Origin of the sequence: Solibacillus sp. FSL K6-1554 (assembly GCF_038005185.1) — a bacterium.
GTDB classification, from domain to species: domain Bacteria; phylum Bacillota; class Bacilli; order Bacillales_A; family Planococcaceae; genus Solibacillus; species Solibacillus silvestris.
The window spans coordinates 2276323-2291901 of record NZ_JBBOSS010000001.1; the positions used below are offsets into that span (position 1 = coordinate 2276323).

Consider the following 15579-nt stretch of genomic DNA (forward strand, 5'->3'; position numbering starts at 1 on the left):
TAATAGCACCTACTTTCCTGTTTTTGAATGAATTAAATTGAATAGTCCCTGCCAATAATCTCTTTTGAATCAGCAGCATAATATAAATCTTCTATATACTTGTCGTAATCATATGTTACGATAATGTCAGAGTTAGGGAAACCATGATGTAAAACTCTTAAAGTATGGGCCAACTTTTCGTGATCTTTTTCGGTGTAAAATAAAGAATACAGTGCTTTTCCCTTTTTAAAATATGGAGGATCAAGAAACAAACTGCATCCGCTTAGCCAAAACATTTCTTCTACAAATTCGGCGGCGTCCTCACAATGTAATTCAATTCTATCAGAAAATTGATGAATAGTTTGGATGCGTTTTGTAAGCGCGGATGGATTCCACCGCGCGGTTAAAGCTTCCAGGGTACCATTTTTCCCACCCAATGGATTAGCTTTGGATATTCCACTATAAGCTAAACGGTTAACCAATAAAGTTACCCATGCTGCATCAAGTAAGTCTAAGTGCCTGTAATCACTTTGAATTAATTGTTGAGCTTCAAAATAAGCTGAGTGAGTAGGCTTAAACTGAACTATTTTATCAATGAGTGCATCCGGTTGATTCAATATATTCCACCATACAGCGAACACACCATAGTCTAAGTCATTCAAAATTAGCTTTTTTACTACACCCCCTTCTAGCATCGCAAGTTCGAATCCTGCCCCCCCTGCAAATGGTGATGCTAACACTTCGCATTTATCTTCACGTAAAAAAGTCGAAAGATAATCTATCATTTTATTTTTTCCACCTGGATATCTGAATGGAGATAATTGTTTTTTAAATTTACGTGAAGGAACAGCATTGCGAATTTCTTTCTTTTGCTTATCTTCTAAGATAATTGTAAAGTGCTGATCATTATAACGAGCTTCATCCCAATAATTAAAATTATCACAGCCTGCACACCACCAGCCTTCATTGTTCTCGTCATCTTGAATATTAAATTCACAGTAGCGGCAAATTAATATTTTTGTCATAAAATGTCCCCCCCATATTTTTGTTGCTTGAGAACTTATTGTAGTGATCTAACCCACCTATATTTCGGTATTGTTGGGTGCTTATCTGTCCTTTCTCGATTCTTACTTTTCCAGCTTCCCCCTGGTGATACAAAGTCATTTTTAAAACCAACAGCTCTCATTGATGTACCACTTTCCGAAATTAACGTATAAGTAATCGCTCTTTTATAACCAAGGCTTTTGGCGGCGCGGCAAATTTCCCCGTATAAGTAGCTAACCGCATTCTTGAAACCTTCCTTAACACAGCAGCGTGTGATTTCAAATGTTTTCCGATCGTCCATATGTCTACTTACTGGACGACCTCCAATTATTACGCCTATTAAATGACCATTTAATGCTACGCCAATTGATACGCGGTGTCCCTGCGGCTTCTTATGGTGCCGGTGGTAAGCTTCGACAAATAATTGAGCTTCTTTTAAAGAAACAGGTGTCGTTTCAAACTTAGCTGGTTTTGCAGTAGGTACGAATAACTTCATATAATCTTTTGCGCTTCCTGTTACACTATCGGCAAGTAAAACAAATCCAGCATCTTCAATGAACCACCTTGATTCTTCGGTTACTTCATAATCTTTCAATTCTAAGTATGTGTTACTTTCCTCGTTATAAAAAATCCAACTAAATGAAGTTGAGCTATTTTCTAAAATAAGTTGAAGTTGTTTGACCATTTGCCAGTCACGTACAATAAACAATATTTCATTTTCATTGGAATGTTGGATTTGTATGTGAATGCCATACTCATTAGCAAGTGATTTAATTAACTCGAATACATTCATTACATCAACAGTATTTTTATCTTCGTTTGTAATCTTAAAATGATAATCAGAAAAATGTTTAACTTGTTGTACATGATTTTTAACAATTGAAACCATATTTTGAGGAATTTGAATTTTGCTCATAATTTCGCTCTCTCCTATCCATTATTTTTACTTTTTTACTATTTTAAGGAATAGTATGCTTATACTTATAATTTAAAATTAGCATACATTTAATTAGAGTCAAAAAACCAACCGTTGGTATATCAGCATTTTACTAGTATCCTTTTTGTCAAAAGGATACCTTTTTTAAACTATGGATTTCTTGTATACATAATTCTAATTACAATTAAACGCACGACATAATTAATAAATGTTTTTGTAAATAATTATTTGTATTTAAAGAACTATAATGATATTATTTAAATATGGAAATGTAATTACAAGTATATATTCCATTTGTGTAACGCAATTTAAATTTCACCAATTAAAGATGAACCGGAGGCTTATCGAAATGAGTAATGGAAAAAGACTTTGTAAAATGATAATCGAAAGTACTAAAGACCAAATAAGCTTTGCTAATTTGGTTAATAGTAAATTTAAAGTAGGAGAAGAAATTTCATTTTCTTGTTCTCTTGGCTCTAGTAGTTCTTGTGCTTTTATGGGGATTTATAATAAGGGGCGTTATTTGTCGATACAATATATGGAAGATAAGCGTCGTAATAGTTATAATTTGTACGGTGAAGTTAGCATTTCCGATGTTGAACCAAAGATGGATACAGTTTCTAGAAAGTTGGAACCATTAGGAACACCAATAGCGGAAACATTTGAGTCAATACTAGAAGAAATGACAGTAGGAGGAATATAAAATGGAACAATCGTTTAATTTACAAGAAGAAAAAGCAAAGATGATTCAAAGGGTGAGAGAACTTTCGGCAAGCTTAGATAATGACTACATTGCACAAGCCATTATGCTTTTTGATAATTCTACATTTAATGAGAATTTAAGAAGGGCTATTTTAGTTAATACTTCGAAAGAGGAAAACATTGAGAGTTTGATCAAACGTTTAAATGCGCGGTTTGATTACTATGTAATTGCTTTTATTTTTTGGTTGAAGATGTTTTTAGAGGATTCTCATAAGTATACTGATGAAGAATTAACTGTTGTAGAGGCTGTTTTTGAACGTTTTGATTTAACGAATTTAGATACAGAGACGGTTAAAAATCGAGAGAGAGTAATCGAACTAATTAAGAATCCCTCTTTACAAGATAACATGCGCAGCATGATTCACGATGAATTATGTAACTTTTTAGATCCAGATGCTCCATTTGAAGATTATGAAAATCTTCTATTTAATAAGGTTATGTTTGAATTGTTATATACCAAAACGTCCGAATTAAAGTATGAAGAAATTATTCGTCCTAAAGTTTCATCACAAACAATGCGAATGGATGATGAGCTTTATCGTATGAATGAAATTGTCCGAGCCTTCCACAGCAATGAATTCGTTGTTCCTAATAACAATGATATTTTACGTACCCTTCTAACGAAGCATATTTCAGATTTGCGAAGAGAGCAGCCAGAAAAGTTGCGCCAAATTGAAAAAGCATTTGATAGCCTGAACAAGAAGTAATATTCGTTATTATACAAAATTTTCAAAAAGCATCCTAATTTTTCACAAGAAAGGGATGCTTTTTGATAGTTGTAAAACACGATTTTAACGAAGTGAAATTTATCTTTATGGGTAATCGTCCATCTCGAATCGTTTGAAAGCGATTTTAAGAAAAGACAAATTATGCCTTGCTTAGTATTTGAACGGTTTTCAATAAAACTTGAAAGACGGTGATTGTGATGAAAATTTTTGTGATTAGTGATATCCATGGTATGTACAAGCAGTTTGAACAACTACTGACCTTTTGGGACCGTGAAAGTAAGCTCGTACTTCTAGGTGATTTAGTCGATCGTGGTCCGCAGTCGCTTGATGTTGTAAAAAAGGCAATGGAATTAAAAATAAATTATGGGGAACAAATCGTGTTTTGTAAAGGCAATCATGAGGTGATGCTGCTAGACTTTTTACGCTTCCCTGAAATGCATTGTAAGTTTTATATCCCTAATGGCGGACGAGAAACGATACAATCTTTTATGGAAGATGCGCCTGGCGCGGTAAAAGAGCTGAACATAATCGAACAGGCGTATTATATGAAGGAACAGTTCGCAGATGAATTCTCATTTTTAGAGAGTGGCAAGTTATACGAAATTGTTGGAGAAGTACTGCTAACTCATGCCGGTTTTGAATCGTATTATGCGGAAGTATCTGAATCAACCGATGATGATTTTTTATGGATGCGTGATCATTATTTGCATCCAAATAAAACCCCCTATGTCAACGTATTCGGTCATACACCAACCAAAAAAATTCATAAAATCGATGATATTTGGTTGAGTGCCGACAAAAAATATATCGGTATTGATGGTGGCTGCGCCTACGGTGGACAATTGAATGCGGTGCTCTTGAGTAATAAAGGGGAAATAATTGAAACTTTTTCAGTGAAAGGATGACGTACTTTGAAGATTGATTACATTTCGGATTTACATATAGATTTCTACATCTCCTTAAAGGGCAAATGGCAACAAAAATTGGTTGCTTTCTTAACTTCTCTTTTACCTGATGAAAAGGGAGAGGTTCTTGTCATTGCTGGGGATCTTTCACACTATAATATACAATCCTTTATTATCTTAGAATTTTTCAGTATGCATTATAAACAAGTAATTTTTGTGCTCGGCAACCATGATTACTACTTAGTTTCGAGTGAACAGAAGAAAAAATATTCTCGTAATAGTAATGGACGAGAACTAGAATTGATAAAAATGATTACTGCCCTTCCCAATGTAAATCTACTTTCATTTTTTGAAAAATTCATCTATAAAGGTATTACTTTTACAGGTGCTACAAATTGGTATGGACTACAAACAACAAAGGAACAGCATTTTTTCGAAAAAGTATCGAATGATTCGGTCTTAATAAAAGGCATCGATATCCCTTCCTTACACAATAAAGAAATGGCACGTTATGCAGCATTACACCAATCAGATGTAGTCATTACACACGTACCCCCTCTTATTCTTGATAGCCATTTTCTACATGGTTCAACAGCTTGTTATTTGAATGAGCTACCTAATATCACCGCTAAAATTTGTATTTTTGGCCATTGTCATGAACAAAGTGTAATTGAAAAAGAGGATACTACATATTGCATTAATGCTTTAGGCTATCCGGATGAAAAATTACAACATACCATTCAATCAATTGTTATTTAAACAGGTGGAATTTGATGAAACGATAATAGCGTAGCATTTTAATTAAAACGAAATACTACGCTAATTTATTTATTACCGTCTGTAATTAATATAAAAGTCATGAAGGGGTTTACTGTATCTTAAACCATTAACGTTTTCTTCTTCAGATATTTGGATAAAAGTTAAGTCCTCTTTATTTTTTATACCGACGTATTTTGCTGTTAAGTTCCCTGATGCCTCAAATAGCCAATGCATACATGTTGAATTATTCATAAAAGTAAATAGATCTTTATTTTCCGGTAGTTCATTATGAATTTTTTCGTAAACTAAACAGAAAGGACTTATTTCTTCAAGATCATCTAAATCGCAACCGTATCTTTCTATTGTTTCACCTAATAAACCCCATTCTTCGTTTAAGTTATCCAAGTCCCAATATAATTCTTTATTCGTATAGCTGTCAGTTATAGAGAAATAAGTTGTTTCGAGGATGCCCAGTATTGTTTCGTTACCATTTTCTATTTTAGAAATCGCAAAATAAATTATCTCAAATCTATCAGTAAAGCTCCAATTACCACCACTATCATTAAGTGACATTGGTCCATTTCCAAATACATTAAATATAGGTAACTGTTCAACTTCGGGAATTGTCAATCTTAGTAATGTATACTGTTCTCCCTTTAAAAATAAATAGCCGCTATGTACTGCATTAGGTGTAAATGGTCCAAATTTACGTGTTGGTAGTTCTTCAAAAGTAAGTTCTATAGTTATGGAAAATTTGTTTTCCATAAAATAATGCGATACGGCAACAGTTATATAACCAAAATCGGTCTTATAAATTCCATCGCCGTACGCTTTGTCACTAAATCCTCTATTTCTTATCCATTTATCCAAATATTCCATAGCTTCATCTTCTGTTTTTAAACCATCAATATACAAAGCCAATTTTTCCACTAAATCATCTTTATAAATGACTTGAAGCCCATTAGGTTGTTCATCCTCAAACATCCCATTACAAACGTGCCAGCAATATGCTCTCGTATCTGTTATTTTTTGTTGTAGTATTTTCTCTAAAGTGCTAGCATCCATACCTTTATTTATTAGTTGTCCGTTTATTGTAATAGTTCTATCATAATAAATTTGTTTTGTATCCAAAATTAACTCCATACCTATTCCTCCTACTGTCGAAAGGCAACACATTTATCCTATAGTGCTTCCTTTTTTTTATTTAACTTTGTGATAATTAATATATAAAAGTAACATTAAAAGCCTCTTTTGAGGGCTATCGGCTATTACTAATTCATCTAATCGAATCTGAAAGTAAATCATTTCTTCGAATATAACGTCCTGAATTAAATAATTTTAACCAAGACTCGGCTGATTTTGTAGAAGTCTTAAAAGTTTTACGACCAATAATTTTATCTTCCAAGTAATTAAATCTATAAAAAACGAAAAGTACATCCCCGTTTTTATCATATATGTAGATAAAAAAATGTCTATTATCATACATAGAAGAATAGTACGTATAAGTATAATTTGCTGACACCATTGTCCCTTGTTAAATCGATCGAATCAATATAAATTATCAAAACGTTGATGTTGCAACAAAGAAAAGCACTCCTTTTAATTTAAAAAGAATGCCATTTTTATATATTTTATATGTTACAGACCGAACGGACTTGCTTCGACAAGTTCAAAGTAGTAAATACCTAGACCCATTAATTGTGCGTGTTCGGTTTCAAAGTTTCCGGATTCACCCGGTTCAATCCCACTATCACTCACTATATCAATATTTCTTACAAATTCTTTATTTTGATCATAAAGAGCAAATTTCAATTTAACATTAGACCATCTGCTATCAGTATTATTTTGCACCTTGCCAAAAATATGTGATACTTCATTTAAAGCATAACTTGCATCTAATTGTTCTAAAACTTGATTAAATATCGGATCCCATACATTGTTACTAGTTGCGTTGTTAAGATAACCTTCCGTTTCTTCAATGACCTCTTCAACTGGAGTTGGACCTATTTTTAATTCCTCTCCGTCTGTTAGAGTTGCGATGATTCCATCACTAACGGTCTCAAAAGATGCAACATTTGAAGCAGAAAGCGTAATTTTGTTATTTTCTTTCACCCAAAGGCCTTCTACACTATCAGAAGGAGCCCAAGTATAAAGTTCACCGCTATTTGTTAATGCAGCACAATAATAATAAGATTCTTCTGCGCTATTTTCTGTTTCATCAAATCCTATATCTTGGAAAAGGTAGTATTCTTTTATGTCATTCATAATGAGCGTTAAACCAGCTTCATGAGCACTTCCGTTACCTACTTCCCCAAAACTATTTTGACCCCATCCATATAATTCACCATTATTAGTTAAAGCGAAAATTGTATCCATCCCACCGATACTAAATTTTTCTACATTAGATATACTGTCTACAAGTTCAACACCTGTACCAGTATTATCGAATTGATACATTGTTCCATCATTATCCGTAAAATATCCACGGTCGCCGCTACCATAATATGTGGTAATTTGTTTTACGGTTTTATCTGTTGGAAAGAGATAGTATGTATCCTGACCTAGAATTTCAACGATTAGTTCGCTTTTTTCAGAAGCATCCTTTGCATTTACTAGTGTGTAAATTGTATCGTCATTATTAAATTTAGAATCAAAAATGGCAAAAGGGAATTCGTCATAACTATCACCGAAAACCGCAAAATCGGAATCTTCATAAGTGGCAGTACCATTGCTACATGCTGATAAAAGGAATAGGCAACTTAACAATAGTACTAAATCTAACTTTTTAAACATTTGAACATGTACTCCTTTTTTAGTTAAGAGAGGATGATTATGTCCTCAAACTTTTATTTTTCTCGTAGTCACCATGTAGGAAGGGGTTTAATTCTTGTTCACTCGGAATTATATCACTAATCTTTTAAATGAAGTGTATTTAATTGGAAAATAAATTCTATTGGAAATAACTTTAGCCATGTTACATTTCCATAAATATAGTCCGATTCTGCAAAAGCACTTACAAAATTAAAATATTGTTTTAGATTCTTCACTTCGATAGGAGGATTCCCTTCTTTAACATAGGCTTCCAGGTATTCGGACCAGTATTCACCAGCATTAAGGGTATCTATATTTTCAAAGTATACGTGATAATGACCAAGAGGATAGTTAAGGATTATCTCAAACTCTTCCTTATCAATTACGTTGTTCCTTAAGGCTGAACCAATTTCCTCTGTCAGAAACGTGAGTGACCCCGGAATAAATTCATAAAAGTGTAAATTAACTGATGTGGCACGATTATATATTTTGATAAAAACACCGTTCACATCATTTACTCCAAAAGTGTAGTTGCATATCTTTCCTTCAAAATGTTTTTGCATTGTTTTCACCCTGTTCTAAGATTTAAAAAGCATGCCAGTTCTAAAACTGCATGCTTTTCTTTATTACTTTTTAATTCCAAAGCGTCTCAATATTCGAGGAATACATAATTCTTTTCGGCCTTCACCATTTTTTGCTTAAAGATATCCATTTAGTTTAAGCTCCCTTTATTTTAAACTTTTAATTGCAATACTTTTGGCCGTCTGGAAATGACCTAACATTATTTAATTAAGTGTTTCCAGTTAAAACGGAAGGATTGAGGGAATAACGTCATTAAAAATTGAGCTGGATTGACCAATATTTTCCGGTTAGGCAGTATCTTTACTGACATTTCCATGACCATCTAACTCAATTTCCCGTACCGGAAGTTCCATCTTTTTAATTTGTTCTGGAATGAACCTTTCCTCTGCATAATACTTCCATGCTTCATTTACTTTTACAGCTACAAAATCCATAAAAGAACCCCCTTAAAATAGTTTGATTTATTTAAAAGCACAAAAAAAGCACTTTTAATAAATGGTCATACTTATCCTGTAGAATAAGTTTGAACACTCATTAAAAGTGCTTTTCGTTATCTCTCGCCGGTTGGCAAGAGGTAAATACGTGCAATTAAATATACTTTAATTATAACAGATTGAATTGAATATTCCATTGATTTTCCACTTGGGGATTATTGTTTTTGATAAAAAGAAATCCATCATTATTATTTAATAATTGGAATTTATAATAAGAGAGCAACAATAGAGTTAATCTATTGCTGCTCAGTATTTTACATATTACCTGTTAACTCCAATACGCCTGCTAACATTTTAGCGATTTGAGCGCGGGTTAACTCATTTTGAGGGTTAAAGTGACCATCATCACCTGTTACAATGCCTGCGTTTTCTAAACGAGCCACCGCAATGATTGCGTTATCCGCAATTTTGTGACGGTCTGCAAACGTTGGCAGTTTGGCAAACGAGTTATCTCCTTTTACCGCTGTCTGTAATGTTCCTAATTTCCCATGCTTTTCTATTACTTGATTTAACATAAGCGCTGCTTGCTGACGTGTTAATACCTTATCTCCGGCAAACGCATTGGCATCTGTTCCGCTGATCATACCCGCTTCATACAGCGCCTGTACGTCTTTTTCATACCATTTTCCAACAGTATCCGTAAACGGTGTCGCTTTTTCGCTCGCACCAAGATTTAATGCACGCGCGATCATTGAAGCCAGTTGTGCTCTTGTCAAGCTAACCCCTTCCAACCGGGTTCCATAGTTATTTGAAATGTTGTTTTAAATTTAATTTCGTCCGTATACTGAACGGTAACACTTCGCACATTTGTTTTTTTCGGTTGCTGTACCTGCAAGAAAAAACGTTCTAAAATTAACTGATATACCCACTTTTCTTCTTCTTTCAAATTTTTCGGGATTTCAAGCGTTGGAATTAGCGCATGGTGATCCGAAACAGTATTTACTACACGTTCATTTTGAACATTGAATTTATCAATATTAGAACCTTTTGACAAATTAGGAAATACTTCACTCATAATTCGAAATGTAGCTCGCATAGGAACAATTTCATCTTTTGTCACAAACCTGGAGTCCGTTCTAGGGTACGTGATTAACCCTTTAATATAAAGCTGTTCAAGAACACGGCTCGTTTCTTTTGGTTTTAGTCCATAACGCTGAAAAATAATAACCAATACATCGGTATGATTTAATAAAAACGGCGGCAATTGCTCTTTTATTTGGTCGGTATAATCTAAAGCAGCCGCATTTTGAGTAATAAGATTGAGTGTTTCTCCCAATACCTCTTTACTCGTTATTTTTCCCCCTGAATAATTGGCAGTAAAAAGAGTTTGATCCTGCTTGAATTGCCCTTTAATTGCATAATAGTTTTCTTCCTCAAACTCAGCTCTTGCCCTTGCCCGTAAGTCGATTAAAGAAAGACTGCTTCCAATTAATCGCCCCATTGCAAGCGTCTGGCCGTCTCCTACAAGCGTTAAACTGCGACTGGTGTTAATTCCTGTTAAATAATCCAAACGGTTCCTAGTGAACGCAGCAGTCCTTAAATGCGTAAATTCACCTTGTGAACGTAAATTTTGATAAGCTTCACGAATAGCGGTACTTTGAAGTGAAGCTGTCCATAATCGTTTTGTAGGTAAATGCTCCAATTTTAAATACCGCACAATCTCATAGAATATGAGCTCTCCTTCACCAGCACAATCCATCCCATTCACTAAACTTGAGCATTGATTCGCTAATGTTTTTATAAGATACAATTGCTTTTCTTGATTTTTAATCGGTTTTAATGGTATTTCAGTTGGTAATATCGGTAACTGTTCCCACACCCAAGCTTCCCATTCTTCTCGTATATCTCCTGGATCTGCTAATTGAAGTAGATGGCCCTGCGCCCATGTATAAATAATCCGGTTTTCTCCAATGAGATAGCCTTCTTTTTCTGTATAGTTATTAGAAAGTGCCTTTGCATAAGCGTAAGCAGCCAATTTTTTTTCTGCGATTATTAATTGCATTTAATCACCTCTCCTAAAAATGAAAAAAGCACGCAAAACAGCCTTAATGACTGTTTGCGTGCTTCGCAATTCATTCGTTTTTAATTATCTACAGTTTACCACGATATTCCAAAAAAATCACTCATATAATGTCAACTTTAAAAAAGTACGCTAAAGGGAATGCAGGGCTCTGATTATTGTAAAACAAGCAAATTTCTAATCCTTCTATTTTGCAGTAAAATTAATATATACAGGCTGTACTAAACTTTTGCTACTTTCAGAAGTCAAACTACCTTTAACGATAAGAATATATTCTACCCCTGGGATGTACCTTTCTTCCGACAGATAAATGGTCATAATAGTACGGTCGCCATTAACCTCTACTCGTATCTTTTCCTCTACCCCATATTGACTTCTGATACTTATATAGTCCTCCAGGTTATCAATGTTGGCTATCGGTTGATTAAAAGAAACTTTAAACTCATGGTATTGTTCTATGCGTTCCGATTTAAATGGAAACTTATAATAGTTTTCTTTAGTTTTTATTAATTCTGTAAAATTTACATTAAAACCATCATTTTGTAGCAATTTATTTATTAGTGCTGCATTTTCTTGATAATTGTCACTTAATTGACCAGTGACAGGTAAATCTCCCATATCATCAAGCAGATTATTCATCATTTCTAATGACTTTTGTTGATTTTGCACTTTAGATACTAATATAGGATCTCTCTCTATTATTTCTCGGTTACTGAAATGACTACTGTTTTGTTCATTTTTAGCTCTTTCTATTTCCTTTGTAATCTCATTTGTTTGACGAACAATTTCGTTACCACTTGTTATAATAAAGTCGTGGTAAGCTGTGTAAAAGGAGTAAGTTGCATTTGTTATAGCGTAAGAAAACATTCCTGATAACGCTGTTTTTCCATCGTTAATTACAGCTTCTGAGGCATTCGGAAACATTTTGCGCATAAATGCTTCGCTATCTTCTGAAGTACCTACTTCGATATTTGCGGCCATTAAATTTTCAAAAGGATTTAAAAATGCAACGATACCACTTTTATTTCCAAATTTCGACCAAAGATTTGCACTCTCAATATCAGAAGAGATAGTCTTTAAAAGAGCTGTAATTTCTATACCTGAGCCATATTCACCATCATCCCCTTTGGATAATCCCTTCCAAAGTGTTTTTTCCGCTGTTTCTAACAAATACGATTGCATCCCGTTTTGAAATAACTCTACTTGTCCTACTGTACAACTTAATCGTTTAGCAATCATTTGATAATATTGGGGGATTAACTCTTCGAGCGTTTCATCAATAAGTTTTTGCTGCAAATTTATTACAGAGGCATCGTGTCCCCCTTCTTTTAACCTCGATAAGGTATCTTCATACATTTCGATATTGTCTAAAAGATACTGAATAGATTTTTGGTAATAATCAATAGACGAGTAATTTGCGCAATTTGAACTTGAACTAGCTGCGTGGGCACGATCTATAGGTGATGAAAACGTAGTAAAACTAATAAAAATTATTAGCAATAAAGAAATTATTCTTTTCATAATGTCACTCCTTGAAGTTGTTAGCTAACTTTTCAATATAAATAAATCTTCCAACCTATGTTATATCTGTTATCTATTATAATATAAAAGAAAAATTTAACATTGTATTTATTGCAACTGCTGGACCAACTCAACCTTACACTATGACTGATTTTTTGGTCATAATCATAAATTCATGGCGTGTTTATAAAATACCGAAATTGAACATATTTTATTTCGTGGATAAGTTCTCTTGATGTTGTATCAGAATCTTGAGAATTAAATGCACTATGTTATAATAAAAAAAAGAACAAATGATGCGCGAACACCATTTGTTCTAAGTAACAAACGCTTTAAGAGCGATTGGCAATATCTGAAGTAAGTAAAGCACCTCAACCTATTGCGCGGTTTCTGGGTGCTTTACTTTTTTTGTGTAAAAGTAAAGGACAAAGCCAAGACAGCAACGATTAATGTACTAAAACCGATCGCTACGCTTAACGCTTCATATGTCGTCAATTGGCATCAACTCCCTTCTGATAAAACTATCAGAACAGAATGCCAACCACCCATAAAACTATATTGTTACTTCTCTTATTATACCATTTTTAACAATTATTTTCAGAATTTATCTAAGTATAACAACTTTAAAGTGGTACTTTAGGATGCTCACTTAATATCGATTTTTCATATCCTCTAAATAATCAAAATTGTCATAGAAGGGGTTTAAAGTTTGCCAAAAAGACGGTTCTTTTAATCGAATTAATTCTACTTTAGATGGCGAAGTATTTTTTATCGCACTTCCATCTCTATTTACGGTCAATAGAGAATGAGTGCCTGTTTTTGAGCTAACATTAGTAATAGTTGTGGTATTTGAATAATAATTATCTCCTAAATACTTGGCAGTAGTAGTATTGTAAATATTTTTCATATAACGCATAAATGTTTCCTTATCCCAAACACTTGTGAGTGTTATTCTATCTGCCGTGTGAAGTCCTTCCACATTTCTTATATCTTCATCACCTACATGGATTAAATAACGTTTGCCTTGAATTTGGCCCCATTCCTTTTCTTCTAATACATATAATTCTGCATTAAATGAGAAGTCTGTATATAATTTCAGCCAATATCCTGACATCCCATCTACTTCATTTTTTAATGCGACTGAAAAATCATTAAATGTTTTTATATTATATTCTAGTTGTAATGCATCTATAGTTTCCACCGAGATATCTTCAGCATCCAGTTTGTAAGATGCATCTATATAATCAAAAATCATTTCAATACATTTTTCACTCGAAACCCCTGCGTCAACCGGAAGTAAAAATGCGCGAGCGACTATTAAATCAGATAAACAAGAGGAAATTTCCTTTTCCTCCTTAATTGCCGTATCAAAAACGGTAGAATCTAGATATTCATTAGCCATCGATTTGAATAGAGTTGAATGTATAGTCCCTTTTAAGTGTGATGCCACTAATAAGTCGGGTTGTACTAAATTTTTAGAGTTTTGAATTAATTCCTTATATAAAAACTCTAATAATTTTGCATCTCTATAACCCTCCTCGCTATCACCAATCGGTACAACCGGTGCTAACAAGTTATTTGTAAAAGTAGTGAAATACAAACTATCTAAAACAACCTGAAGTGTGATTACTTTCGATGTATTTTGAATAGTTCCCTTTACTTGATAGGTAGACTCATTTATTTCTTTTATTTCTTCATAATTCCATTCTATACTCATTGTTTTTACAGCGTCATTATGAAGGGTATCTAAGGTTTGTGGTATTAAAATGTTTTGACTAACATTGGTAAGCACTATTGATAACGGTACTACAGAAAATGGGAATTTTGTAGATTTAACTGTTTCGTTTGAACGAGACATAACTCCTTGAATAAACATAGTGTATTCACCTTCAGAATAACCATTTGGTGGTGCTTCTACCATTATGGAATATCCATCTTTCCCCATAATGATATTAGTTTGAATCTTCTTGTTCTTTTTCACATCCATGACGTAAATATTGTTGTTATGAATAGATTCTTTATTCAACAATTTATTAAATTTAACTGTCCAAACTTTGTAGCTATTATCTGTTGTTTGTTTTTCCCATTCATTTAACATCTCTGCGGAAGCTGTATGCGTATAAATAATCCAACTAAATAAAAAAAGAAATAGAACAGTGTATTTTTTCAATTCAATCCCTCGCCCTCTTTTATTTACCATTATTTTACACTATATATTAACTATCTACGTTTTTAAAGTATCTCTATAGTTGAAGACAGTAGTTTTCCTTTAATATTTTAAGAGTCATGATTGTTTATCTGGCACTTACAAATAAAAAACACGCAAGAATGTCATTTAAGACAAACTTACGTGTTTGAATAAGAACTTTACTATTTTTTTAAATAACGTGCTCCACCTAATTCTACATTTCTAAATAATCTCGTTACATCCTCATTACTTAATTTCAATTCATGCCGCGCTTCTTCATTCACGAAGACATGCAGCTGTTTACTGTACTCTAGATATTCATGTGTAGCTCTTTCCTTCGCATCACGTCTTAATGGAATCGAATCAGACGTTAGATCTTTAAATGTTTTTAATATTGTAGACAATACAGAATCTATATCTTTAAAGTAGTGCCATTCCATTTCATTTACATATGGTTCTAGTTCTAATTCTTTAACGACTTGTTGAATGTGAGGATACGCTTCAATGTTTTGTTGATTCAACTTTCTCACCTCTATTAAATGATAAAAATGCTTTTTTATCATTTTCATATAGAGAGCATAATACGTCAAATTCTTCAGGAGATAGTTCATATTCTACACGTTCGTTAGAATATGTTTCTAAATCTGTTGTTTCTGATGAATAAGATGGTCCACTTTCGATAGTTAAACCGGATTTTCCTTGTTTTTGGATTGTAGCAATTGTCATTACAATATCTAAATCCTTTTCACCTTTTACAATTTCTTGGAATCTAACATATTTTATTTGCATTCTAATTTCCCCCCTGGTTTATTTACAGAAATATAGAAGTGTCAGTTACATATTTAATAA

17 protein-coding genes are annotated in these 15579 nt (G+C 33.3%); 4 read left to right on the top strand and 13 right to left on the bottom strand.

The genetic code is table 11. The features are described 5' to 3' along the window. Positions 1–32 precede the first annotated feature (32 nt). Together MHB58_RS11175 and MHB58_RS11180 are read right to left on the bottom strand one after the other, a co-directional pair. Entirely contained in the window at positions 33–1004 is a 972-nt protein-coding gene (locus MHB58_RS11175; protein WP_340735211.1) for a DNA adenine methylase, read from the bottom strand. Positions 1005–1039: 35 nt separating this feature from the next. After that, the gene (locus MHB58_RS11180; protein WP_340735212.1) at positions 1040–1939 is read right to left on the bottom strand and encodes an XF1762 family protein; all 900 of its coding nucleotides are present in this window, start codon (positions 1937–1939) and stop codon (positions 1040–1042) included. A 370-nt stretch (positions 1940–2309) separates the two neighbouring features. Here MHB58_RS11180 and MHB58_RS11185 point away from each other — a divergent pair, with 370 nt between their 5' ends. The 4 genes from MHB58_RS11185 (at position 2310) to MHB58_RS11200 (ending at position 5114) form a co-directional block, all read left to right on the top strand. Beyond that, positions 2310–2663, top strand: coding sequence for a hypothetical protein (locus tag MHB58_RS11185; protein ID WP_340735213.1), 354 nt, complete (start codon positions 2310–2312; stop codon positions 2661–2663). Position 2664: 1 nt separating this feature from the next. Then, positions 2665–3429, top strand: coding sequence for a hypothetical protein (locus tag MHB58_RS11190; RefSeq protein ID WP_340735214.1), 765 nt, complete (start codon positions 2665–2667; stop codon positions 3427–3429). A gap of 218 nt (positions 3430–3647) precedes the next feature. Continuing rightward, complete coding sequence (locus MHB58_RS11195) at positions 3648–4355, top strand: metallophosphoesterase family protein (RefSeq protein ID WP_340735900.1); 708 nt, start codon at positions 3648–3650, stop codon at positions 4353–4355. 6 nt (positions 4356–4361) lie between these two features. Continuing rightward, positions 4362–5114, top strand: a complete 753-nt coding sequence (locus MHB58_RS11200; RefSeq protein ID WP_340735215.1) for a metallophosphoesterase family protein — start codon at positions 4362–4364, stop codon at positions 5112–5114. A gap of 72 nt (positions 5115–5186) precedes the next feature. On the opposite strand, the gene MHB58_RS11205 is transcribed toward MHB58_RS11200, so the two are convergent. From MHB58_RS11205 to MHB58_RS11255, 11 genes are all read right to left on the bottom strand, one after another. Beyond that, the gene (locus tag MHB58_RS11205; RefSeq protein ID WP_340735216.1) at positions 5187–6257 is read right to left on the bottom strand and encodes a hypothetical protein; all 1071 of its coding nucleotides are present in this window, start codon (positions 6255–6257) and stop codon (positions 5187–5189) included. 495 nt (positions 6258–6752) lie between these two features. Further along, positions 6753–7907, bottom strand: coding sequence for an FxLYD domain-containing protein (locus tag MHB58_RS11210; RefSeq protein WP_340735217.1), 1155 nt, complete (start codon positions 7905–7907; stop codon positions 6753–6755). Between the two features lie 116 nt (positions 7908–8023). Beyond that, entirely contained in the window at positions 8024–8488 is a 465-nt protein-coding gene (locus MHB58_RS11215; protein WP_340735218.1) for a hypothetical protein, read from the bottom strand. Between the two features lie 306 nt (positions 8489–8794). Beyond that, positions 8795–8941, bottom strand: a complete 147-nt coding sequence (locus MHB58_RS11220) for a hypothetical protein (protein WP_340735219.1) — start codon at positions 8939–8941, stop codon at positions 8795–8797. A 314-nt stretch (positions 8942–9255) separates the two neighbouring features. After that, positions 9256–9717, bottom strand: coding sequence for an S-layer homology domain-containing protein (locus tag MHB58_RS11225; RefSeq protein ID WP_340735220.1), 462 nt, complete (start codon positions 9715–9717; stop codon positions 9256–9258). Continuing rightward, positions 9714–11003, bottom strand: a complete 1290-nt coding sequence (locus MHB58_RS11230) for a DNA topoisomerase (RefSeq protein ID WP_340735221.1) — start codon at positions 11001–11003, stop codon at positions 9714–9716. Before MHB58_RS11230 ends, MHB58_RS11225 begins: the two co-directional genes overlap by 4 nt. A gap of 204 nt (positions 11004–11207) precedes the next feature. Then, the gene (locus MHB58_RS11235; RefSeq protein WP_340735222.1) at positions 11208–12542 is read right to left on the bottom strand and encodes a hypothetical protein; all 1335 of its coding nucleotides are present in this window, start codon (positions 12540–12542) and stop codon (positions 11208–11210) included. A 399-nt stretch (positions 12543–12941) separates the two neighbouring features. Next, positions 12942–13037: a putative holin-like toxin gene (locus tag MHB58_RS11240; RefSeq protein WP_340735223.1), complete on the bottom strand. Its 96-nt coding sequence runs from the start codon at positions 13035–13037 to the stop codon at positions 12942–12944. A gap of 154 nt (positions 13038–13191) precedes the next feature. Further along, positions 13192–14712 carry a hypothetical protein gene (locus MHB58_RS11245; protein ID WP_340735224.1) on the bottom strand — a complete coding sequence of 507 codons (1521 nt, stop codon included), beginning with the start codon at positions 14710–14712 and terminating at the stop codon, positions 13192–13194. A 200-nt stretch (positions 14713–14912) separates the two neighbouring features. Further along, a complete protein-coding gene (locus tag MHB58_RS11250) occupies positions 14913–15251 on the bottom strand; it encodes a hypothetical protein (protein ID WP_340735225.1) in 339 nt (112 codons plus the stop codon). Then, positions 15232–15519: a hypothetical protein gene (locus MHB58_RS11255; protein ID WP_340735226.1), complete on the bottom strand. Its 288-nt coding sequence runs from the start codon at positions 15517–15519 to the stop codon at positions 15232–15234. Before MHB58_RS11255 ends, MHB58_RS11250 begins: the two co-directional genes overlap by 20 nt. Positions 15520–15579: the final 60 nt, after the last annotated feature.

Bases quoted from the DNA above. Each gene is read 5' to 3' on its own strand.
- MHB58_RS11175 (WP_340735211.1), bottom strand. From the start codon at position 1,004: ATGACAAAAATATTAATTTGCCGCTACTGTGAATTTAATATTCAAGAT.
- MHB58_RS11180 (WP_340735212.1), bottom strand. From the start codon at position 1,939: ATGAGCAAAATTCAAATTCCTCAAAATATGGTTTCAATTGTTAAAAAT.
- MHB58_RS11185 (WP_340735213.1), top strand. From the start codon at position 2,310: ATGAGTAATGGAAAAAGACTTTGTAAAATGATAATCGAAAGTACTAAA.
- MHB58_RS11190 (WP_340735214.1), top strand. From the start codon at position 2,665: ATGGAACAATCGTTTAATTTACAAGAAGAAAAAGCAAAGATGATTCAA.
- MHB58_RS11195 (WP_340735900.1), top strand. From the start codon at position 3,648: ATGAAAATTTTTGTGATTAGTGATATCCATGGTATGTACAAGCAGTTT.
- MHB58_RS11205 (WP_340735216.1), bottom strand. From the start codon at position 6,257: ATGGAGTTAATTTTGGATACAAAACAAATTTATTATGATAGAACTATT.
- MHB58_RS11210 (WP_340735217.1), bottom strand. From the start codon at position 7,907: ATGTTTAAAAAGTTAGATTTAGTACTATTGTTAAGTTGCCTATTCCTT.
- MHB58_RS11215 (WP_340735218.1), bottom strand. From the start codon at position 8,488: ATGCAAAAACATTTTGAAGGAAAGATATGCAACTACACTTTTGGAGTA.
- MHB58_RS11220 (WP_340735219.1), bottom strand. From the start codon at position 8,941: ATGGATTTTGTAGCTGTAAAAGTAAATGAAGCATGGAAGTATTATGCA.
- MHB58_RS11230 (WP_340735221.1), bottom strand. From the start codon at position 11,003: ATGCAATTAATAATCGCAGAAAAAAAATTGGCTGCTTACGCTTATGCA.
- MHB58_RS11235 (WP_340735222.1), bottom strand. From the start codon at position 12,542: ATGAAAAGAATAATTTCTTTATTGCTAATAATTTTTATTAGTTTTACT.
- MHB58_RS11255 (WP_340735226.1), bottom strand. From the start codon at position 15,519: ATGCAAATAAAATATGTTAGATTCCAAGAAATTGTAAAAGGTGAAAAG.